Here is a 23,535-nt window from a genome sequence, read left to right as displayed (position 1 = left end):
CATCAGGGGGTGCCGCCGAGCAGACCCATCGCGATGTCGAGCTGCTCGTACGCCCAGCGGTACTGCTCCGGGGTCTGCTGCCGGTAGGTCGTCTCGACGAGCATGATCACGGCCAGCCACAGCGTGTACAGGCGGCGGCGGGTGCGCTGCGACGCGTCGAGCCCCGCGAGCCCGAAGCCCCGCAGGAACGGGGTGGGGTCCGGGAAGGAGGGCAGGTCGAGCCCGGTCAGGCCGGCCTCCATGAGGGGGTCGCCGAACATCGCCCGCTCGTGGTCGATGACGGCGACGATGCGGCCGTCGCGCAGCATCGAGTTCTTGGCCCACAGGTCGACCTCGACGAAGCGGGGCTCGGTCACGTCGTCGAGCACGTGCGCGTGGTCCTCGAAGGTCTTGAGCACGACTCCCACGTCCCACCCGAGATCGACGCCGGCCCGCTCGCCGTCGTCCAGGACGCCCCGGAACGCGGACGTGGCGGCCTCGCGCCAGGTCGCGAAGCCCGGTCCGGCGAGCGGCCCGAAGTGCGGGCCCACGATCGCGTTGAGGTCGCGGTTCAGCGACCCGAGGTGCTCGAACGCGGCGTCCACGACGTCGGGCGCCAGCTCGCCGGCGGCGTCCGCGATGCCGAAGCACGTGGCGTCGACGTGCTCCATGAAGAACCAGTCCGCGTCGCACAGGTCGTGGGTGAGGTCGACGTGGTCGACGCGCGGGATCGGGACGCGGGTCTCGCGCCGGACGAGGTCCATCGCCGCGATCTCGTTGCGCATCAGCGCGTGCTCGTGGGTGAGGACCGGAACGCCCGCGGGCGGCGCGATCTTCAGCACGACCTGGGTGCCGTCGAACAGGCGGACCCGGTACAGCGCGTTGAAGTACCCGTAGGTGAGCTCGGTCGCGAAGTCGTCGCCGTCGGGGACCTGCTCGGGACCGTACGCGCGCTCGATCATCGCCCGCAGCGTCGCGGTCGACTGGCGGTTCTTGGTGACGCTCTCCATGGCTCAGTCCTCGGTCTCGGTGCGGGGTTCGGTGCCGGTCCCGAATCGGGGCTCGGCCGTGACGGCGGCCGGGTGCGCCCCGCAGCTCGGGCGCAGCAGGACCGTCACGGGGGCGGTGGTGACGGTCGGGCGGCGGCGCGGCGAGCCCAGGCGGGCGACGAGGCGCTCGACCGCCAGGCGGCCGAGCTCGGCCGGGGGCTGCTCCACGGTCGTGATCGGCGGCGCCGACGTCGCCGAGCCGTCGATGCCGTCGAACCCGGTGAGCACCACGTCGTCGGGGACGCGGACCCCGTGGGAGACGAGGACCTCGAGCAGGCCGAGGGCGGTCTCGTCGTTGCAGCACACGAGCGCGCGCGGGAGCGGCTCGCCGCTGCGCAGGAGGTCGGTGCCCAGCTCGCGCGCGCGGCGCCGGGTGAAGTCGCCGCGCAGGCGGGGCGCGTCGGCGACGTCGAGGCCACGGCGCGTCAGGGCCCGGCGGAAGCCCTGGAACCGCTCGTCGTCGTCCGGCGTGCCCGCGCGGCCGGCGACGTAGGCGAGGTCGTCGATGCCGTGGTCGTCGATCAGGTGGTCCACGAGCCGCGCCATCCCGGCCGCGTTGTCGACGGTCACGTGGTCGTAGCGGTCCGCGCGGGGCAGCCCGGCCAGGGCGCCGAGCGGCACGCGCCGGGCGACGTGCTCCAGCAGGTCGTCCGGGAGGGTCTGTGCGACGACGACCAGACCGTCCACGCGGCCGGCCATCGCGAGCACGCGCGCCTCCACGTCGGGCTCGCGCGCGGTCGCGACCGTCAGGGCGAGGCCCGCTTTCCAGGCGGTGTACTCCGCGCCGCGCAGGACCTCGCCGAAGTAGTGGCCGCCCCACGCGAAGCTGCCCGCCGGGGTGGGGTCGACGAGCACCTGGACCGCGCCGTCGACGACCCGGCTCTGCGCCAGGTCGTCGGCCACGCCCGTGTCCGGCAGGCACAGGCCGACCATGCCGCTGCGCCGCGTCGCGAGCCCGCGGGCCGCGGCGGACGGCACGTAGCCGAGCTCGTCGATCGCCTCCAGCACCGCCAGGCGCGCACCGTCGCTGACGAACCCGCTCCGGTTGACGACCCGCGACACCGTCGTGATCGACACCTCCGCGCGCCGTGCGACGTCCTGCATCGTCGCGACACCCCGCACCGCTCCACCTCCCTGAGGACCTGAGGGCCCCAGTCGACCATGGAAGCGCTACCACGGTCACGCCGACGGAGACGGTCGCGGGTGTGGACCGGTGCGTCGGCGGAGTGCGAGGAGGGGTGCGGTGCGGTGGCGCGAGTGAGGGAGGCGCCGGTGACGGCGCCTCCCTCAGCGGTGGCTCACCACCCGTTGGCGCTGCGGCGGATGACGTCGCGCCGCAGGTCCAGCAGCGCCGCGCGGGCGCGGCGGCGACGGTCGGCGGGGTCCACGGTGAGCTCGTCGCCGGGGTTGGCGCGACGCTGCGGCTCGGCGCGGGAGTCGAGGTCCAGGGTCACGCCGTGGTCGGCGGGGCGGCGGGCGGCCGTCGTCGTCGTGGACGTCGCGATGGCGGTCGTGGTCGACGGGGCGGAGAAGAGCGGGCGGTTGTCCGGCACGGGGGCCTCCTCGGGCCGCGGTCGCGCAGGGCGGCCGCGAGGTCGGGACGGATGCTGGTGCGCCGGGCTCGTGGCCCGGCGCACCTCCATCGTGCGACGGCGACGTTTCCCCCGGTCGTCCGAGGCGTTTCGGTCGTGTTGCAGCCGATCCGCCGCTCCGTGAGACGCCCGCCCCGGCTCGACGCCGCGCGATGTCGTGCTCGCCGCGCCGGGCGACGGTCAGCGGGAGCCACGGCCCCCGCACGAGGCGACGGTCTGCCCCTCGACCACGACCGAGGCCTCCCAGTGCCACGCCGTCGGGAGCGCGGCGACCGTCGCCGCCGGGACGTGGACCGTGTAGAGCCCCGAGCCGGCGGCCGTGGGCGGGACGACCTCCCACTCGCTGCCGCCGTCGGCGCGCTGCTCGACCCGGAACGGCGACTCGAACGTGCCGAGGTCGTCGCCCTGCCACGTCTCGAGGCGCAGGACGAGCGCGGCGTCCAGAGGCTGGTCGAGCGCGGCGTCCAGGTCGAGGTCGACCGCGAACGACGCGTCGAGGCCCGACTCGTCCCCAGCCTCGTCGGGGAGCGGGCTCGTCCGGGTCACGCCCCACCGGCTCTCGGTGCCCGGCACCGACCAGTTGACGACCTGCACGTCGCCGACGGTCATCGGGGACTCGTCCGACACCTCCGGTGTGCAGGTCGCCGTCCACACGTCCCCGCCGGTGGACGTGGCCGGGCCAAGGATGAAGACCGCGCTCCCCACGGACAGGACCGCCGCGGCGCCCGTGACGCTGCGCGACGGCGTCGGGCCGCCCAGGCGGGTCCCCGGGCCGAGGAACGGCACGGGCGGGCGGACCTGGCGCAGCACGACCGTGCTGCACACCGAGTCGGCGAACGTCCGGCGCTGCGCGTGCCACAGCGGGCGGAGGAAGCCGATGTACAGGATCGCGTCGAGGAGGTGGGCCAGGTGGCGCAGGACGGTGCGGATCAGCCCGGCGGGTCGCCCGGTCGTGTCGTGCACGACGACGATCCCCACCGTCCGCTTGCCGGGCGTCGCTCCGGTCCAGCCCTGGAGGGCGAAGAGCGCGGCCGTGGTGCCGAGAGCCCACCACGTGCCGCCGGGGACCACGGTGCTCGCGGTCACGCCGAAGCTGATCCCCGGGAGCCAGGCCACCTCGTAGGCGGGCCCGACCGCGAGGAACAGCACCGTCGCGACGATCGCCGTGTCGAGCAGCGACGCGACGACGCGGCGGGACCAGCTCGCGTACTGCTCGCGCGTCGGCTCCGGACCGAGGCCGGGGAGGGCGGGCTCGAGGTCTCCGGCTCCGACGTCGTGCGTCGGCCCCCTGCCGGTCGGGGCGTCGATGGCCACGCGCCGATCCTGGCAGAGACGCCGCCCGGCGGGAAGCCCGTCCGGGCTCCCGCCGAGCGGCGGAGCGGGTCAGCGGAAGGAGTGCCGCCGCCCTGCGACGACGGTCGCCAGGACCGGGACCATGAGCGCGAGCGAGACCCACGGCAACCCCGCCGGGCCGGCGACGGCGAGCGCCGCGCCGCCGACGGCCCCGCCCAGCGCGACGGACGTGTTCCACACGGTGACGAGCGCGGACTGCGCGACGTCGGCGCCGTCGCCCGCGGCCCGGGCCGCGGCGGTCGTGTAGAGCGTTCCGGCCCCGCCGAACGCGAAGCCCCAGGCCGCGACGGCGACCACGACGACGACCGTCGACGTCGGCGCGAGGCCGAGCACGAGCATGGCGAGCGCGAAGACCACGACCGACCCCAGGGTGAGGGCGCGCAGACGGCGGTCGATGAGCGCACCGACGAGCACGAGCGCGCCGGCGGACGCCGCGCCGAGCACGAGCAGCAGCGCGCTGGTCCGCGATTCCTGGCCGAGGTGCGCGAGGTGGACCGCGACGTACGTGTACAGCGACGTGTTGGCGAGCACGTTGAGGCCCGTGACGAGGAGCACGGGACGCAACCCCGGGCGGGGGAGCACCGCGCGGACCGCGAGCTGGGCGCCGCGCGGGGTGCCCGTGGCGGCGGGGACGCCGAGCCGGACCCAGGCGAGCAGTCCGAGGCCGACGAGCGAGAGGACGCCGAACGTCCACCGCCACCCGACGGCGGTGCCGAGCACCGCGCCCGCGGGCACGCCGAGGGTGAGCGCGAGCGGGCCGCCGGCCATGGCGATCGTCATCGCACGGCCGACGCGGTCCGCAGGCACGATCCGGCGCACGTACCCGGGCAGGAGCGCCCACGTGAGGCCCGCGACGAGCCCCGCGGCGAAGCGGGCGACGAGCGTCAGCGCGAACGACGACGACACGGCGGTGACGGTGTTCGCGACGACGAACCCCGCGACCGTCACGAGGAGCAGCGTGCGTCGGTCCCACCGTGCGGTGGCGCGCGTGAGCGGGATCGCGGCGACGATCGCGCCGACCGCGAACACCGTGACGGTCTGCCCGGCGGCACCGGCTCCGACGCCGAGGTCGGCGGCCATGGCGGGCAGCACGCCCGCGGGGAGGATCTCGGTGAGCAGCGTGAGGAACCCCGACGCCGCGAGCGCGAGGAGCGCGCCGAGCGGCAGCGCGCCCGAGCCGTGGGCGCCGGCGGGACCGAGGGCGTCCGCCGAGGTGGTGCCGCGGTCCTGGACGGTTGCCGTGGGGGCGGTGGTGGGTGTGCTCGTCGTGGACATGGGGTTAGCATCGATGTCTGACATTGATGTGAAGGTCAAGCGACGCGACCAGGTGAGGTGGATCACGTGCGGATCGGCGAGCTGTCCCGGCGCACCGGGACCCCGACGCGGCTCCTGCGGTACTACGAGGAGCAGGGGCTGTTCACGCCCGAGCGGGCGGAGAACGGCTACCGCGAGTACGGCGAGCACCTGGTCGACCGCGTGCTCCAGATCCGCGGCCTGCTCGAGGTCGGCTTCACGACCAAGATCATCAAGGAGTTCCTGCCCTGCCTGGGCAACGCCCCCGAGATCCACCTGCACAACGCCTACCCGGACAAGATCGAGCTCCTCGAGACGGAGCTCGGACGCCTGGAGGACCGCATCCGCATCCTCGAGAAGAACCGCGACGCCATCGCCGACTACCTCGAGCGCATCCGCCCGTTCGCCCAGCGCCCCGAGGACCGCCTCCCGGCACGGTCCGCCGCGGCCGCACCGGCCGCCGTCGGCCTCTGACCGGCTACTCCGGGCGCGGCGCGTACATGATGACGGCGACGCCGGCGAGGCAGAGCAGCGCGCCGACGACGTCCCAGCGGTCCGGTCGGAAGCCGTCCACGACCATGCCCCACGCGAGCGACCCGGCGACGAACACGCCGCCGTACGCGGCGAGGATCCGACCGAAGTTCGCGTCCGGCTGGAGCGTCGCGACGACCCCGTAGAGCCCGAGCGCGACGACGCCCGCCCCGATCCACAGCCAGCCCCGGTGCTCGCGCAGCCCCTGCCACACGAGCCACGCCCCGCCGATCTCGAGCAGCGCGGCGAGCACGAACAGCGGGATCGAGCGTGCGAGGTCCATGCGCGCCAGCGTAGGGGCCGACAAGCTCGGCCGGGGTGGGGTCAGCGCAGGGGGTCGAACGGACGGATCTCGTCCGGGGTCTCGCCGGTCGTGACGAGGTGGGCGAGCGCGCGGCCGGTCGCCGGGCCGAGGACGATGCCCCACATGCCGTGGCCGCCCGCGACGTAGACGCCGGGGGTGCGCGTCGCGCCGACGAGCGGCAGGCCGTCGGGCGTGACGGGGCGCGACCCGACCCACTCGTCGTGCCGGTCGTCGAGGTCGACGCCCTGGAACAGGTGCCGCACGGACGCGAGGATCGCCTCGATGCGGCGCGGCTGGAGCGGCTCGTCGGGGCCGCGGAACTCCATGGTCCCCGCGATGCGGAACCGGCCCTGGTACGGCGTGCACGCGACGCGCCGCGCGGGCAGGTAGATCGGCGTCTCCACGGCCTCGTCCGTCTTCACGGTGAACGAGTAGCCGCGCCCGGCCTGGACGCGGGTGCGCACGCCGAGCGGCGCGGCGAGCGTCGGCAGCCACGCGCCGGTCGCGAGCACGACGGCGTCGCCGCGCAGCACGACCCCCTCCTCGCGCTCGGTGGGGGACCCGGCCCGTCGGGGCGCCCCGGCGTCGTGCCCGACGCCGTCGCCCGCGCCGGACTCCCGGCTCGCCCCGGCCGCGCCGGCGAGCGCGGGGTGCGCGGCGGCGTCGGGGTGCACGGCGCGCGCGAAGACGCACGCGCCGAGGCGGCCGGGCTCGACGTCGAGGACCTCGAGCCCGGTGAGGATCCGTCCGCCGCGGGCGCGCACGGAGTCGGCGAGGGCGTGGACGAACGGCCCGGGCTCGAGGAAGCGCTGACCCTCGAGGGCGTAGACCGTGGAGACGTGGTCGGTGAGCTGGTGGGCGCGCTCGCCGGCCTCGACGCGCCGGACGGGCACGGTCTGGCCGGCGGCGGCGACGTGCTCGAGCTCGCGGAGGAACGGTCGCGCCTCGCGCACGTGCTCGAACGCGACGGTGAACGGGCCGGGCGTCGTCCCGGCCTCGACGCCGTGGCCGAGGCGGCCGCCCGCGGCGAGCTCGTCGAACGCGTCGAGCGCGACGCGGTCGATCGGGGTGAGGGCCGCCATCGCGCGGTCCCAGCGGCGCTGCGTCGCGTGCGCCATGAAGCGCGCGAAGAACGTCCACAGGCGCGGGTCGAACCGCAGCGGCACGTGCAGGGGGGCGGCGGGGTCGAGGAGGGCGCGCGGTCCGTACGTCCACAGGGACGGGTCCGCCAGCGGCATCGCCATGCCGGGGGTCAACCACCCGGCGTTGCCCCACGACGACCCGGCGGCGACGCCTTCGCGGTCGACGACGGTGACCTCGACGCCCTGCTCCTGGAGGTGCCAGGCGGTGGCGAGGCCCACCATGCCGGCGCCGACGACGACCGCCGTGCGGGGCGCTCGGCCCGGCGACGCGGACCGGGCGTCGCGGGTGCGGGGACGGGGACGAGAGGTCGTGCTCACGCCGGGCTCCTTCGACCGACGCCCGCCTCGCGGGTGGCGAGGCGGGCGCGTGGCTGGTGTGCGACGGGATGGTGTCGCACGACTGCCAGCGTGGTCGATCCTTCGGTGTGCGGCAAGATGTGCCGAAGGATCGTCGTGACTCCCCGAAACCGTCGTCGCGACCTTCACCGAACCGCCTGAGGAGGCTCTCCGTGCCGAAGGATCTTCGACCCGCCGCCTTGGACGACGTGGACCGCCGCATCCTCGACGTCCTCGCGACCGACGCGCGGGCCACGAACGCCGCGATCGCGGCCCGCGTCGGCATCGCCGCGTCGACGTGCCACGCACGCGTGCGCGCCCTCGTGGAGCGCGGCGTGATCCGCGGCTTCCGGGCCGACGTCGACCCGGCAGCGCTCGGCCGCGGGCTCGAGGCGCTCATCGCGATCCGGCTCCAGGCGGGCGCGCGCAAGGGTCTCGAGGCGTTCCGCGACTACCTGCTCACGCTGCCGGACGTCGAGGGCGTCTTCTTCGTCACCGGCGACCGCGACTTCCTCCTGCACGTCGCCGTCGCCGACTCCGACGCCCTGCGCGACCTGGTGTCCAAGACGCTCAGCGTCCGGCCCGAGGTCGCGGGGACGAGCACGACCGTGATCTTCGAGCACGCGCGCCCCTGACGCCCGGCCACGCGGTCGGGGTCAGGGGCGGGCGGCGGGTCAGACGGCGGCGTTCTCGCGGACCCGCGAGCGCAGCACGTGCTTGGTGAGCTTGCCCGACGGGTTGCGGGGCAGCTCGGTGACGAGCACGACGTCGCGCGGCACCTTGTAGCGCGCGAGCCGGTCGGCGAGGAACGCGCGCAGCGAGTCGAGCGAGGGCTCGGCGCCCGGGGCCGGCACGACGAACGCGACGACCGTCTCGCCCCAGTCGGCGTGCGGGCGCCCGACGACGGCGACGTCCGCGACCTCGGGCGACCCGCGCAGCGCCTCCTCGACCTCCTGCGAGTAGACGTTCTCGCCGCCCGTGATGATGACGTCCTTGAGCCGGTCGACGATGAAGAGGTACCCGTCCTCGTCGACGTGCACGACGTCGCCCGTCCGGTACCAGTCCCCGACGAGCACGGCCTCGGTCGCCTCGGGGTCGTCGAGGTAGCCGACCATGCGCGTGTCCGACCGCAGCCAGACCTCGCCCGTGCCGCCCGGCCCGACGTCGTTCCCGTCGAGGTCGACGACCCGGACGTCCACTCCGGGCATCCCGGCGTGGCCGATCGAGCCCGCCTTGCGCTCCTGGTCGGCGGGGCCGAGCGCGGTGCCGACCGGACCCATCTCGCTCATGCCGTAGACCTGGTGCAGCTCGCCCGGGTAGGCGGCGCGGATCGCCCGGACAGTGTCCGCGCCGACGGGCGCGCCGCCCGCGAGCCAGAGCCGCGCGCTCGACAGGTCGAACGCCGACAGGTCGATGCCCTGCGCGGCCGCGACCTGGAGCGGCGCGACGTAGGCGATCGGGGCGCCGAAGAACGCCGTCGTGCGCTCGGCGGCGACCGTCCGGAGCATCTCGATCGGGTGGTACTCGCGCAGCAGCACCGTCGTCCCGCCGAGGAACACCATCGACAGGAACCAGTTGTTGAGCGGCGACGCGTGCCAGATCGGCATCGCGAGGAGGAAGCGGTCGTCCGCGCGCAGCCCGACGGCGGCCGTCGTGTACGCCGCGACGGAGCTCAGCCCGCGGTGGGTGTGCTCGCACCCCTTGGGGGCCGCCGTCGTGCCGGAGGTGTAGAGCACCTGGGCGATTGCGTCCTGGTCCGGCGGGACGCCGTCCCACGGTGTCGCCGCGGCGACGAGCCGGTCGAAGTCGTCGCGCCCGTCGCCCCTCTCGGAGGCGGCTGCGTCCGGTCCGACGGCGTCCGCCTCCGTCCACAGCCACCGCACCCCGGGCGCCGCGGCCGTGGCCACGGGCGCGAGCGAGGCGTCGGCGACGCCGAGCACCGCGCCGCTGTGCGTGACGAGCCGCGCGACCTCCGGCGCCTGGAGCTTGTGGTTGACGGGCACGAGCACGGCGCCCGCGCGCCACAGGCCGAACGCCGCGACGACGAAGCCGGGGGTGTTGAACGTCATCACGGTGACGCGGTCGCCGGGGCGCACGCCGGCGTCGCGGAACACCGCGGCGGCGCGGCGCGCGGCGTCGTCCAGCTCGGCGTAGGTGAGCCGGCGCTCGCCCAGCACGAGCGCCTCCTTGGCGGGGACCTTGCGTGCCGTGCTCTCCAGCATGCTGCCCAGGTGCATGTCGTCCTCCTCGACGTCCTGCCCGGCGTCGTCCTCGACGCCGTCTCGGCGGCCCGGCCGGAGCCGGTACCGCGATGAATTGAACCATGGTTCAATTCTTGGTGGGAAGCCGCGACGGGGCGGCGCTCCCTCGACGACGACGGAGGAACCGTGCCCTACCGCGAGACGCCCGCCACGCGGGCCGCCCGCGAGCGCAAGCGTGAGGCGCTGCTCGACGCGGCGCGCACGATCGTCGCCGCGCACGGGTTCGCCGGGGCGAGCGTGCAGGCGCTCGCCGCGCGCGCCGGGGTGAGCACCGGCGGCGTCTACTCCTATTTCCCCACCAAGGCAGACCTGCTCGTGGCCGTGTTCCGGCAGGCGGCCGACGTCGAGCTCGACGCCGTGCGCGCCGCCGCCGCGGCTCGCCCGGACGACCTCCCGGGCGACCGGACCGCCGCCCGCCTCCGCCGCGCCGTCGACACGTTCGCGCGGCGCGCGCTGCGGGGCCCGACGCTCGCGTGGGCGCTGTTGCTCGAGCCGGTCGACCCGGCCGTGGACGCCGCGCGCCTGGAGTACCGGCGCGCGTACGCGGAGACGTTCGCGGAGGTCGTGCGCGCCGGCGTCGACGCCGGAGAGATCCCCGACCAGGACGTCGCGGTCGTCGCGACCGCCCTCGTCGGCGCGATCGGCGAGTCGCTCACCGGCCCGCTCTCCCCGCTCACGGGCGGCGCGACCGGCCCCGACAGCACGGTCCCGCCTGCGGCGCGGGACGCCGTCGTCGCGACGATCCTGCGCTTCTGCCTTGGTGCCGTCGGCGCACTGGCCGCCGCGCCCGAGTCGACCTGACCACGTCCGAGCCGACCTGAGCACCGGACCCCACCCGCACCACCGCCGCAGCGCGGCCCCGAGCCACCCGCAGAGCCGCAGGAGGACACCGTGACCCCCACCGACACCGCACCGACCCCGACCACCGCGCTCGACGCCGCAGCACGTCCGGCGCCGCACGTCACCCACCGGGTGACGAACCAGCCGCCCGACCGCGAGGGCGTCAACGAGTACCTCGACCACCCCGCGCTGCGCGAGGCCGTGCACGCCTACGGCGGTGCGTGGGGCGAGGACCGGCTCGTCGAGGTCGGAGCGCTCGTCGGTTCGGGCGACTTCCAGCGGGCGGCCGAGCTCGCGAACGTCCACGAGCCCGTGCTGCGCACGCACGACCGCCGCGGGAACCGCGTCGACGAGGTCGAGTACCACCCGGCGTACCACCGGGTGATCGGGGCGGCCGTCGCGCACGGCGCGCACACGAGCGCGTGGGCGGAGCCCGGGCCGGGGGCGAACGTCGTGCGGGGCGCGGTGTTCTCGCTGTTCGCGCAGGTCGAGCCGGGCCACGCGTGCCCGGTCTCGATGACGCACGCGGCGGTGCCGTCGCTGCGCCACGCGCCGGGGCTCGCCGTGGTCTGGGAGCCGCGCCTGCTGTCCCGCGGGTACGACGGCGCCCTCGCGGCCCCGGGGAGCAAGCCCGGCGCGCTCGTCGGCATGGCGATGACGGAGAAGCAGGGCGGCTCGGACGTGCGCGCGAACGCGACGACGGCCGTGCCCGCCGGCGCGGACGGCGCGTACCTGCTGACCGGGCACAAGTGGTTCTGCTCGGCGCCGATGTCGGACGCGTTCCTCGTGCTCGCGCAGGTCCCGGGTGCGGTGGGCGGGACCGCGCGAGGCGGCGCCGCGGCGCCGTCGTGCTTCCTCGTGCCGCGCGTCCTGGAGGACGGCACGCGCAACGTGTTCCGCATCCAGCGGCTCAAGGAGAAGCTGGGCAACCGGTCGAACGCGTCGTCGGAGATCGAGCTCGACGGCACGGTCGGGTTCCTCGTCGGGGAGCCGGGGCGGGGCGTGCGGACGATCATCGAGATGGTGTCGCGCACCCGGCTCGACTGCGTGCACGGGTCCGCCGCGGGGATGCGGCAGGCCGTGACCGAGGCCCTGTGGCATGCCCGGCACCGCAGCGCGTTCGGCGCGGCGCTCGTCGACCAGCCCGCCATGACCGCGGTGCTCGCCGACCTCGCGCTCGAGTCCGAGGCCGCGACGCTCACGTCCGTGCGCCTCGCCGCCGCGCACGACGGCGAGTCCGAGCACGACCGCGCGTTCCGCCGCCTCGCGACGGCCGTGAGCAAGTACTGGGTGTGCAAGCGCGGGCCGCACCACGCGTACGAGGCGATGGAGTGCCTGGGCGGCAACGGGTACACCGAGGCGTTCCCCCTCGCGCGCCGGTACCGCGAGCAGCCGGTCATGGCGATCTGGGAGGGCTCGGGCAACGTCATCGCGCTCGACGTGCTGCGCGCGATGGGCCGCGAGCCGGAGTCGGTCGCGGCGTTCGAGGCCGAGCTGGGCACGACGGCGGGCGCGCACCCCGTCCTCGACGCGCACGTCGCGCGCACGCACCGCCTGGTCGCCGAGGTCGCGGCGTCCGACGCCGAGGCCCAGCAGGCGCAGGCCCGCCGCGTCGTGGAGTCTCTCGCGCTCGCGCTCCAGGGGTCCCTCCTGGTGCGGCACGCGCCGTCGGCCACGGCGGACGCGTTCGTCGCCGCCCGTCTCGGCGAGGATCGCGGCCACGGGTACGGCGTCCTGCCCCGCGGCACCGACGCGCACGCGATCCTCGCGCGACACGCAGGCCGGTGAGAAGCGCGGACGACGGCTGTGGGTGCTGGGCCGTACGGTCCGGGCCATGGATCGAGAGACCTTCTGGGAGATCGTCGACGCCGCGCGTGACCGGGCGGGCGCGGGTGCCGACGACCGCGGCGCCGAGGACGACCCGCTGCCCGACGTCCTGACCGACCTGCTCGTCGAGCGGCTGAGCCCGGACGAGATTCTCGCGTTCGCCGACGTCGCCGGTGCCGTGGTGCGCGACGCCTACGCGTGGCCGGTGTGGGGAGCGGCCTACCTTGTCGAGGGCGGGTGCAGCGACGACGGGTTCATGGACTTCCGCGACGGGCTCGTCCTCGCGGGTCGTTCGACGTTCGAGCGTGCGGTCGCCGACCCGGACTCCCTTGCCGACCATCCCGTGGTCGCTGCGATGGCTGGCGGTGGCGCACCGTGGTTCGGGTACGAGTCCCTCGAGTGGCTCGTCGGCGGTGCCTGGGCCCGCGCGACGGGTGAGGACGACGAGGCGTACCACGCGGCGCGCGAGCGGACGTCGTCGGGGCACGTCTACCGCGAGCCCGCCGGCGAGCAGTGGGACTTCGACGACGACGAGGAGAACGCGCGTCGCCTCCCGCGGCTCACCGCCCTCTTCGCCGTGTGACCGGGACGGGCCGGGTCGCCTCCCCCGGGCGCCGGGGGAGGCGACGACGTCACACGCGCCAGGCGAAGAGACCCGTCGGGTCGTAGGCAGACCGGACCGAGGCGAGGCGCGCCGCCGTCTCGGGCGACCAGGCCCGCGCGAGCGTCTCGTCCGACCACGGCCCGGGCAGGAAGTTGATGTTCGTCTCCGTCGCGGCCCACGGCTGCGACCACTGCGCGAACGTGGCTGCCGTCTCGATCATGTCCGGCACGCGCGGCGGGTTCACGCCGACCAGGCTGAACAGGAACCCTGCCGTGCGCCCGCCCGCCGCGGACCCGCCGTCGACGTCACGGGCACCGGCGGAGCCGACGTGCCGCAGCTCGGCCGCGACGAACGGGGACCCGCTGCCCGGCCCGAGCTCGGCGAGGAAGCGGTCGAGGAACGCCCCGTCCACCGCGCGCAGGCCGGCGCCGAAGACCCACGACGGGCCGGCATCCTCGGGGTCGTTGTGGATCGTCGCGACGGCGGTCGTCGGGATCTCGCCGAGCGCGTCGGCCATGACCGGGGCGAGCGCCCGCAACGGCGCGGCCAGGCGCTCGCCCTCGGCGGTGTCGCCCGGGTAGGCGAAGCGCAGGGTGAGCACCGTGCGACCGCGCAGGTGCTCCGGGATGAACGGCAGGTCCGGGAGGGCGAGCACGACGCCCGACGTCGTGACGTCGTCGGGCGCGGTCGCGGTCCAGTCGACCCAGCCGCGCAGTACGTCCTCGATGTGCGGCGCGTCGAACGTGAGCGACCCGGCGTACAGGGTGCGCAGCGGTGCGAGCTCGACGTCGACGCGGGTCACCACGCCCAGACCGCCCTTGCCGCCGCGCAGCGCCCAGAACAGGTCCGGCTCGGAGTCCGCGCTCGCCTCGACGACCGAGCCGTCGGCCAGCACGACCCGGAAGCCGCGTACCCAGTCCGTCGTGAGCCCGTGGCTGCGCGTCAGCGGGCCGAACCCGCCGCCGAGCGTGTACCCGACGACCCCGACTCCCGTCGAGGACCCGGTGACCGGGGCGAGCCCGTGCTCCGCCGCCGCCTCGACGACGGCCTTCCAGCGCGTTCCTGCGGTGATGCGCGCGATCCGCGTCGCGGGATCGACCTCGACGCCCGCGAGGTCGCCCGTGCCGAGGACCAGGCCGTCCGTGACCGGGGCGGCCGCGCCGTGGCCCGTGGCGTGGGCGCGCACACGCAGCCCGTGGTGGGCGGCGAAGCGGACGGCTTCCACGACGTCGGCCTCGGTCGCGGCCAGCACCGCGAGGTCCGGGTCGTGCACGACGAGCGTGCTGTGGGCGGCGACCGCCTCCGCGGCCGTGGGGCCGCCGTCGGGCAGGTCGCCGCGGGCGAGGACGCGACCCGACACGCGGTCGCGCAGCGCCGCGACGTCGGTGGGTGAGTGCGTGGAGGCAGAGGTGGTCATGGTGTGGTCCCCTTCGTCGCGGTGTGCGCGTCTCGACGCTAGGTGCGGTCACCCACACGACGACGCGCGGGCACGGTGTGTGACACGTGCCCCGAGGGGTAGGGAGGGCGCGACGTCAGGTTCGTGGCGTCCCGGGCAGCGGCAGCCAGTCGAGGACGTCCTGGATCGTGCGGTCCCAGAAGCCCCACTCGTGCGTGCCGGGTGAGAGCTCCGACCGCAGCGCGACGCCGGACTCGCGCGCGACCTGCTCGAACGCCCGGTTGCCGTCGACGAGGAAGTCCTCCGTCCCGCACGCGAGGAACAGCTCCGGCAGGGCCGCGGTGCGCCCCTCGGCGGCGGCCCGGCGCAGGAGCGCGAGCAGGTCGTCGTCCGAGCCCGCGATCTCGCGGTCGCCGAACACGCGCTCGATGTCCGGCAGCCGGCGCTCGCGGTACGACTCGTCGGCGAGGTCGAGGACCCCGGACAGGCTCGCCGCGGCCGCGAACCGCTCGGGGTGCCGCAGCGCCCACCGGAACGCGCCGTAGCCGCCCATCGACAGGCCCGCGACGAACGAGTCCTCGCGGCGCGACGACACCCGGAAGAACTGGCCGACCAGGCTCGGGAGCTCCTCCGACAGAAAGGTCCAGTACCGGTGCCCGTGCACCTCGTCGGCGTAGAAGCTGCGCTCCACGCGCGGCATGACGACGGCGAGCCCCCGGTCGGCGACGTACCGCTCGATCGACGTCCGGCGCGTCCAGATCGTCTCGTCGTCGCTCATGCCGTGCAGCAGGTACAGCACCGGTGCGCCCTCGGCGCGGGCGCTCGCGGAGCCGGCCATCCCGATCTGGGTCGTCGTGGCCTGCGGGAGCACGACGGTCATCGTCGTGCTCACCTCGAGCACGTCGGAGTAGAAGGAGCAGCGGACGAGGGCCACGGTTCGCCTCCCGGCGGGGGTTCGGGGTGGGCCGCGGGGGCCCGACGGAGCCCGCCCAGTCTGCCGGACCGCCGTCAGGGCGCGGTGTGCACCGCGTGGTCCGCGCGCCCGCGGGCGAGGAAGGACAGCCGCCGCCCGAGGACCGGCTCGTGCGCGGTAAAGGCCACCGCGAAGAGGAACGTGACGATCACGCTCAGGACGACGAGCTCGCCGCCGTCCTCGAGCGTCGTGAGGGGCACGTCGAGGGCGGGGACGTCCAGGACCGTGTGGTGGACGGCGTCCAGGGCGATCCCGAGCAGCACGAGGACGCCGAACAGCACGACGAGCACCGCGGACACCGCACGGTCCCGCGCTGCGGCGCGCACGTGGGTGAGGGCGACGACCGTCAGCAGGACGAGTCCGACGCCGCCGGTCCAGACGAGCTCGCCCACGTCGTTGGCGAGGGACCCGAGGGCGGGGACGCGCGCGGCGAACGCCGCGCCGAACCGCTCGTGCAGCTGGAACCAGTCGTCCGCGAGCAGGTAGCCGCACACGAGCGCCCAGGCCGCGAGCACCGCGGCCCGGCGGCGGACGGCGAGCAGGGCCGCGAGCGCGCCCGCCCACAGCGACTTCAGGTACTGGACGAGCTCGCCGTAGCCGCGGTCGACCCCCAGGTCGAACGTGTAGCCCGACGGCTCCCCGAAGATCTTGAGCGACAGGTGGAGGCCGACGAGGACGAGGTCGGCGAGGAGCAGGAGCGCGAGCAGCCCGCCGACGGGCGCGGCGCCCGTCCCGAGAAGTGCTGCGCCGACGGCGCGTCCGGGCACGGGCATGGGGGTCCTCCTGGTCGTCCTGCGGAGCGCCGGCCGTCGGCACGCGGCGCAGGGTGACGACGATGACGACCCCTCGTGAACGACGGGTGAACGCCGTCCGACGACCAGATGGCCGCTGCCGAGGGGAGGCTGCGCGACGTGTGAGGCATCGCACGGCCGGCACGCCTCGTTCCACCTCGGAATGAGGCTAGCCTTACCTTTCTCTGCCGCCGTGCTTGGCGGCGCCATCGTTCCCCTGGGAGAGTCCATGCGTCCGACGTCCTCCGCCTCGCGCCGCGCCGCGGTAGCCACCCTCGCGCTCGGCGCGCTCGTGCTCGCCGGCTGCTCCGCAGGGGCCGACGGGGGCGCCGCCGACGACGCGTCCACGACCCCGGCCGCGGGCGGCGCCTTCCCGGTGACGATCGAGAGCGCTCTGGGCGACGCCGTCATCCCCGAGCAGCCCGAGCGGGTCGTGACCTGGGGCTGGTCGACGCAGGACGCGGTCCTCGCGCTCGGAGTCGTCCCCGTCGCGATGCCGCGCAACGACTACGGCGGCGGCGAGGCCGGGATCCTGCCGTGGGACGAGGACGCGATCGAGGAGCTCGGCGGCGAGACGCCGACCCTGCTGTCCGGCTCGGACACGGGCGAGGTCCCGTTCGAGGAGATCGCCGCCACCCAGCCCGACGTCATCCTCGCGCCCTACTCCGGCATCACGCAGGAGGAGTTCGACCGGCTGTCCGAGGTCGCGCCCGTCGTCGCGTACCCGGACCAGCCGTGGGCGCTGCCGTGGCAGGACCAGCTCGAGGTCGTCGGGACGGCGCTCGGCAAGAGCGACGAGGCGGCGGCGCTCCAGGCCGAGACCGACGAGTACGTCTCGTCGCTCGCCGCCGAGCACCCGGAGCTCGACGGCACCACGTTCGTCTACGCGGCCGCCAACACCCCGGGCACGCTCAACATCTTCCGCGCGGACGACCCGCGCGTCGACCTGCTCGAGGACATGGGCATGACGCTCAGCCCGAGCGTCGCCGAGCTCGACGCGTCGCCCGACGACGGCACGTACTTCTACGGGCTCAGCGAGGAGCGCCTCGGCGAGATCGACACCGACGTGCTCGTCATGTACTTCGGCAGCCAGGACGAGGTCGACGCGTTCACCGCGCTGCCATCCGTCGGCGCGATGGAGTCGGTGCAGCAGGGCCGGTTCGCCCCGATCGTCGGCGAGTCGTTCGTCATGGCGAGCAGCGCCCCGACCGTGCTCTCCATCCCGTGGATGCTCGACCAGTACGTCCCGCAGCTCGCCGAGGCGGCCGCCGCGTCGAAGTGAGCGCCGCGGCCGCGGCGTGCGTGACGCGGCCGCAGCGGCGGGATCAGCCGCCCAGGACGTCCAGCAGGCGCCGGACCGACGTCCCGAGGCCCCACCGCTCGGTGAGCTCCGCGAGCGCGTCGGGGTCCGCGGGGGCGGTCGGGAGCGCGTCGTGGACGTCCCCGACCGGGGCGTCCGGCGCCACGCGGACGACGAGCGGGGCGACCGCCAGGTAGGGGGTCGCCTCGGTGAGGCGACGGCGCTGCGTCGCCGTCAGGCCGGGGTCGCCCGCCTCGCGCGCGGCGAGCACGCCCGCGAGGTCACCGAACTTCGCGAGCAGCGCGACCGCCGTCTTCTCCCCGATGCCGGGAACGCCGGGCAGGCCGTCGCTCGGGTCGCCCCGCAGCACCGCCATGTCCGCGTACGCCGCGCCGGTCGTGATCCCGTACCGCTCCGCGAGGCGTGCCTGGTCGACGACGTCGAGGTTCCGCACGCCCTTGGTCGGATAGAGGATCCGGACGCCCGCGTCGTCGTCGACGAGCTGGAACAGGTCGCGGTCACCGGTGACGACCTCGACGGCGGCACGGCCCGACCGGTCCGGCGCCATACCCTCGGCCGCGCGTCGCGCGACCTCGCGCGCGGTGAGCGTGCCGATGACGTCGTCGGCCTCGTAGCCCGCCGCACCGACCCGCGCGATCCCCAGGGCCGCGAGCACGTCGACGATCACCGGGACCTGCGCGACCAGCTTCTCCGGGACCTCCTCGACCCCCGTGGTCCCGGGCACCTTCTCGGCGACGCGGTGCGCCTTGTACGTCGGGATCGCCTCGACGCGGAACGCCGGGCGCCAGTCGACGTCCCAGCACGCGACGAGGCGCGACGGACGGCGGTCCGTGACGAGCGTCGCGATCATGTCGAGCAGGCCGCGCACCGCGTTGACCGGCGTGCCGTCCGGAGCCTTGATCGAGTCCGGGACCCCGAAGAACGCGCGGAAGTACAGGCTCGCGGTGTCGAGCAGCATGAGCTCGCCGCCCGCCGTCGCGGGGGTGCTCGAGGGGGCGCCGTCGTCCGTGCTCTGCGTCATGCCGCCATCCTGCCGCACTGCCCCGACACGGACCCGTCGTCGCGCCGCACGCTCCTGCCCTCGCCGTCGGGCAGCGCGCGCGGTTCACTGGTGCCGTCGACTGGTACACGGAGGTGAGCGTCATGTCCACGACGACGCGACGGGGAGCCGGTGCGGTCCTCGCCATCGCGGTGATCCTGCTCCTGGGTGCCTGCGCCGCGGGGCCGAACGTCGCCGCGAACCCCGGCGGCTACGGGTTCTGGTGGGGGCTCTGGCAGGGGATGATCCTGCCGATCACGTTCATCGTGTCGCTCTTCACCGACACGGTGAGCATCTACGAGGTCGACAACAACGGGAACTGGTACGACGTCGGGTTCATGCTCGGCATCGCGCTGTTCTCGGGCCCTGTGATCGCCCTGCGCGGGCGTCGGTAGACGCCCGGAGCCTTCAGCCCTGCGCCGGCGCCGCCGACTTCCCGGCGCGGCCCGAGACGAGGAAGACCGCCAGGACGGCGACGGCGATGAAGATGACGTTGAACGTCCCGGCGAACGCGTTGAGCGCGTCGGACCCGGCGTTCGCGCCGTGCGTGTCGACGCCGCCGGTCGCGAGCATCGTCGTCGGGTCGGTCGCGGCGTGCAGGAGGATCGCGGGCACGATGCTGCCGGTGACGCGCATCGAGAGGTACATCATGGAGCCGAACCCGAACGCGTAGAGGACGGTGAAGGCGACGGTCCCGAGCTCCTGCCCGGAGACCAGGTTGGCCGAGTGCAGCAACCCGAAGAGCAGCGACGAGAGCACCATCACGGCCTTCTCGCCGTACCCGGCGCGGCGGAGCATCGTGACGGCGACGCCGCGCGTCAGGACCTCTTCCGCGAACCCGATGCACAGGCCGAGCGCGAAGACGGTGAGGATCACCGTGACGTCGTACGACGACCAGTCCGTCGCGACGAGGTGCAGCACGACCGGCACGAGCACGAGGACGACCGCGACCCACATCCACGGGCGTCCCGCGACGGGCTGCGGGCCGAACACCTCGCGCCGCCAGCGCATCGTCGACAGGAAGGCGACGAGCAGCAGGCCCATGACGAGGATCGGCAGCAGCAGCCCGAAGAACACGGTGCCGGACGAGTCGAGGAGCTCGTCGCCACTGTCCGGGCCCAGCCCGGTGAGCCCGACGAGCTGTCCGAGCACGAGGTACACCGCGATGTAGAGCACCGCGAAGAGGAAGGCGCGCCACCAGCCGCCCCGGTCCCAGAACCGCTGCCAGCCCGACCGCGGGGTGGCCTGCTCGATCGATCCCGTCACCTCGGTCATGGGCGCTCCTCGTTCGTCGTCGTACGGCCGTCGGCGCCGGCCGATCGGTGCGAACGAGCGCGACCGACACGCCGAGCGTAGGGAGCGGACGCGGGGTACGCGCGGCGAACCGTCCGTCAGCCGCCGGTCGTGGCGGTGAGCGCGGATGCGAGCCGGGGGAGCGCGCCCGGGACGAGCGAGTAGTACGCCCAGCGGCCGCGCTGCTCGCGGGCGAGCAGGCCGGCGTCGACCAGGATCTTGAGGTGGTGGCTCACGGTCGGCTGGGAGAGGCCGACCGGCTCGGTGAGGTCGCAAACGCATGCCTCGCTGCCGTCCTGCGCGGCGACGATCGCGAGGAGCTGGACCCGGGTGGGGTCCGCGAGGGCCTTGAAGGTGCGGGCGAGCTCGCGCGCGGCCTCGGGGTCGACGGCCTGCGTGACGGATCCGCAGCAGCCGGCGCCGTCGCCGACCGGCGCGAGGGTCAGTTCGGTCGTCGTCATGCCCACCATCGTCGCATAGATTGACAACCTTCGATGCGTGTTCCACGATGCTCACATCGACAACCTTCAATGCGAGGAGTGGTGATGGTCGAGGTGGCGCGGGACGAGCTCCCGGTCGTGGTGATCGGGGCGGGTCCGGTGGGTCTGGCGGCGGCAGCGCACCTGCTGGAGCGAGGGCTCGAGCCCGTGGTGCTCGAGGCGGGCGCGGGGCCTGGAGCGGCCGTGGCGTCGTGGGGCCACGTGCGGCTGTTCTCCCCGTGGCGGTACGACGTCGACCCGGCGGCACGCCGGCTCCTCGAACCGACGGGATGGGTCGAGCCGGACCCGGACACCCTGCCGACCGGTGGGGAGCTCGTCCAGCGCTACCTGGTCCCGTTGGCCGCGACGCCGCAGATCGCGCCGCGCCTGCGCACCGGCACGCGAGTCCTCGCGGTCGCGCGCGACGGGGCGGACAGGACGCGCTCGCTCGGCCGGGACCGCCGCGCCTACCGCGTGCGGACGGTCGGCGCCGACGGCGCGGTGCGCGACGTGCTGGCTCGCGCCGTCGTCGACGCGTCGGGCACGTTCTCGACGTCGAACCCGCTGGGGGCCTCGGGCCTGCCCGCCGTGGGCGAGGCGGAGTCGGCGGCGTTCGTGACCGGGCCGCTGCCGGACGTGCTCGGCGCCCAGCGTGACCGGTTCGCGGGTCGCGACACGCTCGTCGTCGGGATGGGGCACTCGGCGGCGAACACGCTCCTGAGCCTCGTCGAGCTCTCCGAGTCCGAGCCGGGCACCACGATCACGTGGGCGATCCGGGGCGGTTCTGCGCGACGCCTGTTCGGCGGCGGCTCCGACGACGAGCTCCCGGCACGCGGGCTGCTCGGCACGCGCCTGCGCGCCGCCGTGGAGGAGGGGCGCCTGACGCTGCTCACGCGCGTCTCGATCGAACGGCTCGTCCCCGGCGACGGAACCGTCCAGGTGCTGGGGACCGCGCGCGACGGGGCGCTGAACCTCGAGGTGCACCAGGTCGTCGACGCGACCGGCTTCCGTCCGGACCTGGACATGCTGCGCGAGGTGCGCCTCGACCTGGACTCGGTCGTGGAGGCGCCCCGGGCGTTGGCCCCGCTCATCGACCCGAACCAGCACTCCTGCGGCACCGTGCCCCCGCACGGGGAGCAGGTGCTCGCCCACCCGGACGACGGGTTCTACCTCGCCGGCATGAAGTCCTACGGCCGAGCGCCGACCTTCCTGCTCGCGACGGGCTACGAGCAGGTGCGCTCGATCGCCGCGGCGCTGGCTGGGGACAGGGCCGCTGCGGACGCGGTCGAGCTGAACCTGCCCGCGACGGGTGTCTGCTCGAGCGACCTGGCCCTGGAGGCCGACGGCGCGAGCGCGGCCGGGTCGTGCTGCGGCACCGCACCGGCCGAGCCCCAGCTCGTCACCCTCGGGGTCGGGGCGCCGGCCGGGGTCGGGTTCGCGACCGGCCTCGTGCACGGCCGCTCGGGCGACGCGGACCACGGCTGAGCGCCCGGCTGCGCACCGGGGCCCGGGTGGGACCGGTGCGCGGCCGGCCCGTCAGCCGCGCGGGAGAGCGACCGGGTCGACGCCGAGCTCGTCGAGGAGCGTCAGCACGCGGGTGCGGATCTCGTCGCGGATGGGGCGCACGGCATCGATGCCCTGTCCGGCCGGGTCCTCCAGGGCCCAGTCCTCGTAGCGCTTGCCGGGGAAGATCGGGCAGGCGTCCCCGCAGCCCATGGTGATGACGACGTCGGACGCCTGGACCGCCTCGGTCGTGAGCACCTTGGGCTGCTCGGCGCGGAGGTCGATGCCGTCCTCGAGCATGGCCTCGACGGCGACGGGGTTGATCTGGTCGGCCGGGGCCGACCCGGCGGAGCGGACCTCGACGGCCCCGCCGGACAGGGCACGCAGATATCCCGCGGCCATCTGGGAGCGGCCGGCGTTGTGGACGCAGACGAACAGGGCGGACGGCTTCGTGGTGGCGTTCTCGGTCATGGCGGTCTCCAGGGCGGTGGGATCAGGCGATGGTCAGGGTCAGGTCGGGCAGCAGGTCGGCCAGCAGGCCGCGTACCCGCTCGTCGAGGTCGTCGCGGATCGCGGCGACCCCGGCCGGGGAGGCCAGGGCGGGGTCGCCCACGAGCCAGTCCTCGTACCGCGTGCCGGGCAGCACGGGGCACACGTCGCCGCAGCCCATCGTCACGACGACATCGGCGGCGCGGACGGCGTCGTCGGTCAACGGCTTGGGAAACGCGTCGTCGGCGGTGATGCCGAGCGCGGTCAGGCTCTCGCGCACGCCGTCGTGGATGTCGCCCGCGGGCGCGGACCCTGCGGACCGGACGACGACCCGGTCGCCGGCGTAGTGGCTCATCAGGGCGGCGGCGAGCTGGGAGCGTCCGGCGTTGGCGACGCAGACGAACAGGACCTGCGGTCGCGCCTCCGCGGCGCGGGTCAGGTCGCTCAGCCGCTGCCGGGCGAACCGTCCCGTGAGAGGCACCAGGTGGGCCGAGACCTTCGCCGAGCGGGCCAGGTCGGTGTAGGACTCGCGGACCACGCGCTGCACGACGTCGAACCGGACGTCGGCGAAGGTCCCGGCGAGGTCCTCGGCCAGGTGGTCGAGAGCGGCGTCGACGTCGTCGAGCCCGGCGAGGACGGTCGCGCCGTGCCCGGCGCCGAGCGCGGCCGGGGCGAAGGAGTCCAGCAGCGTCGTGACCGCGGCCTTGTACCCGGGCGCGATGCGGTACCAGACCCAGGTTCCGCGCCGCTCGGACGTCAGCACCCCGACGTCGCGCAGCACCTTCAGGTGGTGCGAGACGGTCGGCTGCGAGACGTCCGTGAGCGCGGCGAGGTCGCACACGCACGCCTCGCCGGCCGCGGAGGTCGTGATGAAGGAGAGCATGCGCAGCCGTAACGGCTCGGCGAGGGCCTTGAGCGTCGTGGCCACGGCGCCCGCGACCTCGGCCCCGATCGCATGCGCCTCGACCTGCAGTGCGCAGTCGGCGTCCGTGACGCTGAGCGGCGGGGGAGCGGTGGTCACGGACTCACCTCGCGAGCACGATCGCCTTGTCTTGGCATAGGCCTATATTGATACGGGTCGATATAGCGCCGCAAGTCCCGGGAGCGTGGGTTCTGGCGTGGTCTGCGGGAGGGATCACG

24 protein-coding genes are annotated in these 23,535 nt (G+C 74.8%); 8 read left to right on the top strand and 16 right to left on the bottom strand.

Annotated elements, in window-relative coordinates:
- Positions 1-2 precede the first annotated feature (2 nt).
- The 5 genes from ACFVN3_RS12010 to ACFVN3_RS11990 form a co-directional block, all read right to left on the bottom strand.
- Entirely contained in the window at positions 3-989 is a 987-nt protein-coding gene (locus tag ACFVN3_RS12010; protein WP_378233066.1) for a phosphotransferase family protein, read from the bottom strand.
- Between the two features lie 3 nt (positions 990-992).
- Complete coding sequence (locus ACFVN3_RS12005) at positions 993-2,150, bottom strand: LacI family DNA-binding transcriptional regulator (protein ID WP_378233065.1); 1,158 nt, start codon at positions 2,148-2,150, stop codon at positions 993-995.
- Positions 2,151-2,326: 176 nt separating this feature from the next.
- Positions 2,327-2,581 (bottom strand): hypothetical protein, encoded by a 255-nt coding sequence (locus ACFVN3_RS12000; RefSeq protein ID WP_378233064.1) that lies wholly within the window; start codon positions 2,579-2,581, stop codon positions 2,327-2,329.
- Between the two features lie 219 nt (positions 2,582-2,800).
- The gene (locus tag ACFVN3_RS11995; RefSeq protein ID WP_378233063.1) at positions 2,801-3,934 is read right to left on the bottom strand and encodes an RDD family protein; all 1,134 of its coding nucleotides are present in this window, start codon (positions 3,932-3,934) and stop codon (positions 2,801-2,803) included.
- A gap of 69 nt (positions 3,935-4,003) precedes the next feature.
- A complete protein-coding gene (locus ACFVN3_RS11990) occupies positions 4,004-5,248 on the bottom strand; it encodes an MFS transporter (protein WP_378233062.1) in 1,245 nt (414 codons plus the stop codon).
- A 66-nt stretch (positions 5,249-5,314) separates the two neighbouring features.
- Here ACFVN3_RS11990 and ACFVN3_RS11985 point away from each other — a divergent pair, with 66 nt between their 5' ends.
- Positions 5,315-5,740 carry a MerR family transcriptional regulator gene (locus ACFVN3_RS11985; protein ID WP_378233061.1) on the top strand — a complete coding sequence of 142 codons (426 nt, stop codon included), beginning with the start codon at positions 5,315-5,317 and terminating at the stop codon, positions 5,738-5,740.
- Between the two features lie 4 nt (positions 5,741-5,744).
- Here ACFVN3_RS11985 and ACFVN3_RS11980 read toward each other — a convergent pair whose 3' ends face one another.
- Positions 5,745-6,080: a YnfA family protein gene (locus tag ACFVN3_RS11980; RefSeq protein ID WP_087470594.1), complete on the bottom strand. Its 336-nt coding sequence runs from the start codon at positions 6,078-6,080 to the stop codon at positions 5,745-5,747.
- A gap of 41 nt (positions 6,081-6,121) precedes the next feature.
- Positions 6,122-7,561, bottom strand: coding sequence for an NAD(P)/FAD-dependent oxidoreductase (locus ACFVN3_RS11975; RefSeq protein ID WP_378233060.1), 1,440 nt, complete (start codon positions 7,559-7,561; stop codon positions 6,122-6,124).
- Between the two features lie 191 nt (positions 7,562-7,752).
- On the opposite strand from ACFVN3_RS11975, the gene ACFVN3_RS11970 reads away from it, so the two are divergent.
- Positions 7,753-8,214: an Lrp/AsnC family transcriptional regulator gene (locus ACFVN3_RS11970; RefSeq protein ID WP_378233059.1), complete on the top strand. Its 462-nt coding sequence runs from the start codon at positions 7,753-7,755 to the stop codon at positions 8,212-8,214.
- 39 nt (positions 8,215-8,253) lie between these two features.
- Here ACFVN3_RS11970 and ACFVN3_RS11965 read toward each other — a convergent pair whose 3' ends face one another.
- Entirely contained in the window at positions 8,254-9,816 is a 1,563-nt protein-coding gene (locus ACFVN3_RS11965) for a class I adenylate-forming enzyme family protein (protein ID WP_378233057.1), read from the bottom strand.
- A 150-nt stretch (positions 9,817-9,966) separates the two neighbouring features.
- Here ACFVN3_RS11965 and ACFVN3_RS11960 point away from each other — a divergent pair, with 150 nt between their 5' ends.
- The 3 genes from ACFVN3_RS11960 (at position 9,967) to ACFVN3_RS11950 (ending at position 13,090) form a co-directional block, all read left to right on the top strand.
- Entirely contained in the window at positions 9,967-10,641 is a 675-nt protein-coding gene (locus ACFVN3_RS11960) for a TetR/AcrR family transcriptional regulator (protein WP_378233056.1), read from the top strand.
- Positions 10,642-10,812: 171 nt separating this feature from the next.
- Positions 10,813-12,468 carry an acyl-CoA dehydrogenase family protein gene (locus ACFVN3_RS11955; protein WP_378233158.1) on the top strand — a complete coding sequence of 552 codons (1,656 nt, stop codon included), beginning with the start codon at positions 10,813-10,815 and terminating at the stop codon, positions 12,466-12,468.
- A gap of 46 nt (positions 12,469-12,514) precedes the next feature.
- On the top strand, positions 12,515-13,090 hold the full coding sequence (locus ACFVN3_RS11950) for a DUF4240 domain-containing protein (RefSeq protein WP_378233055.1): 576 nt from the start codon (positions 12,515-12,517) through the stop codon (positions 13,088-13,090).
- Positions 13,091-13,139: 49 nt separating this feature from the next.
- On the opposite strand, the gene ACFVN3_RS11945 is transcribed toward ACFVN3_RS11950, so the two are convergent.
- The 3 genes from ACFVN3_RS11945 to ACFVN3_RS11935 form a co-directional block, all read right to left on the bottom strand.
- Entirely contained in the window at positions 13,140-14,528 is a 1,389-nt protein-coding gene (locus tag ACFVN3_RS11945; RefSeq protein WP_378233054.1) for an FAD-binding oxidoreductase, read from the bottom strand.
- A 115-nt stretch (positions 14,529-14,643) separates the two neighbouring features.
- Positions 14,644-15,441, bottom strand: coding sequence for an alpha/beta hydrolase (locus ACFVN3_RS11940; protein ID WP_378233053.1), 798 nt, complete (start codon positions 15,439-15,441; stop codon positions 14,644-14,646).
- Positions 15,442-15,515: 74 nt separating this feature from the next.
- Positions 15,516-16,253 (bottom strand): hypothetical protein, encoded by a 738-nt coding sequence (locus ACFVN3_RS11935; RefSeq protein ID WP_378233052.1) that lies wholly within the window; start codon positions 16,251-16,253, stop codon positions 15,516-15,518.
- A gap of 247 nt (positions 16,254-16,500) precedes the next feature.
- Between ACFVN3_RS11935 and ACFVN3_RS11930 the strand changes: the two genes are divergently transcribed.
- Positions 16,501-17,553: an iron-siderophore ABC transporter substrate-binding protein gene (locus tag ACFVN3_RS11930; protein WP_378233051.1), complete on the top strand. Its 1,053-nt coding sequence runs from the start codon at positions 16,501-16,503 to the stop codon at positions 17,551-17,553.
- Positions 17,554-17,596: 43 nt separating this feature from the next.
- On the opposite strand, the gene ACFVN3_RS11925 is transcribed toward ACFVN3_RS11930, so the two are convergent.
- Entirely contained in the window at positions 17,597-18,613 is a 1,017-nt protein-coding gene (locus ACFVN3_RS11925; RefSeq protein WP_378233050.1) for a 5'-3' exonuclease H3TH domain-containing protein, read from the bottom strand.
- 122 nt (positions 18,614-18,735) lie between these two features.
- On the opposite strand from ACFVN3_RS11925, the gene ACFVN3_RS11920 reads away from it, so the two are divergent.
- Entirely contained in the window at positions 18,736-19,026 is a 291-nt protein-coding gene (locus tag ACFVN3_RS11920; protein WP_378233048.1) for a hypothetical protein, read from the top strand.
- 13 nt (positions 19,027-19,039) lie between these two features.
- Here ACFVN3_RS11920 and ACFVN3_RS11915 read toward each other — a convergent pair whose 3' ends face one another.
- Together ACFVN3_RS11915 and ACFVN3_RS11910 are read right to left on the bottom strand one after the other, a co-directional pair.
- The gene (locus ACFVN3_RS11915) at positions 19,040-19,906 is read right to left on the bottom strand and encodes a CPBP family intramembrane glutamic endopeptidase (RefSeq protein ID WP_378233047.1); all 867 of its coding nucleotides are present in this window, start codon (positions 19,904-19,906) and stop codon (positions 19,040-19,042) included.
- A 116-nt stretch (positions 19,907-20,022) separates the two neighbouring features.
- Positions 20,023-20,385 carry an ArsR/SmtB family transcription factor gene (locus ACFVN3_RS11910; protein WP_378233046.1) on the bottom strand — a complete coding sequence of 121 codons (363 nt, stop codon included), beginning with the start codon at positions 20,383-20,385 and terminating at the stop codon, positions 20,023-20,025.
- Positions 20,386-20,469: 84 nt separating this feature from the next.
- On the opposite strand from ACFVN3_RS11910, the gene ACFVN3_RS11905 reads away from it, so the two are divergent.
- Positions 20,470-21,888 carry an FAD-dependent oxidoreductase gene (locus ACFVN3_RS11905; RefSeq protein WP_378233045.1) on the top strand — a complete coding sequence of 473 codons (1,419 nt, stop codon included), beginning with the start codon at positions 20,470-20,472 and terminating at the stop codon, positions 21,886-21,888.
- A gap of 51 nt (positions 21,889-21,939) precedes the next feature.
- Here ACFVN3_RS11905 and ACFVN3_RS11900 read toward each other — a convergent pair whose 3' ends face one another.
- Together ACFVN3_RS11900 and ACFVN3_RS11895 are read right to left on the bottom strand one after the other, a co-directional pair.
- Complete coding sequence (locus ACFVN3_RS11900) at positions 21,940-22,377, bottom strand: arsenate reductase ArsC (protein ID WP_378233043.1); 438 nt, start codon at positions 22,375-22,377, stop codon at positions 21,940-21,942.
- A gap of 22 nt (positions 22,378-22,399) precedes the next feature.
- Positions 22,400-23,416 (bottom strand): metalloregulator ArsR/SmtB family transcription factor, encoded by a 1,017-nt coding sequence (locus tag ACFVN3_RS11895; protein WP_378233042.1) that lies wholly within the window; start codon positions 23,414-23,416, stop codon positions 22,400-22,402.
- Between the last annotated feature and the right edge of the window lie 119 nt (positions 23,417-23,535).

Source organism: Cellulosimicrobium sp. NPDC057862 (genome assembly GCF_042797035.1).
GTDB lineage: Bacteria > Actinomycetota > Actinomycetes > Actinomycetales > Cellulomonadaceae > Cellulosimicrobium.
This window is presented reverse-complemented; position numbering and strand designations above follow the sequence as displayed.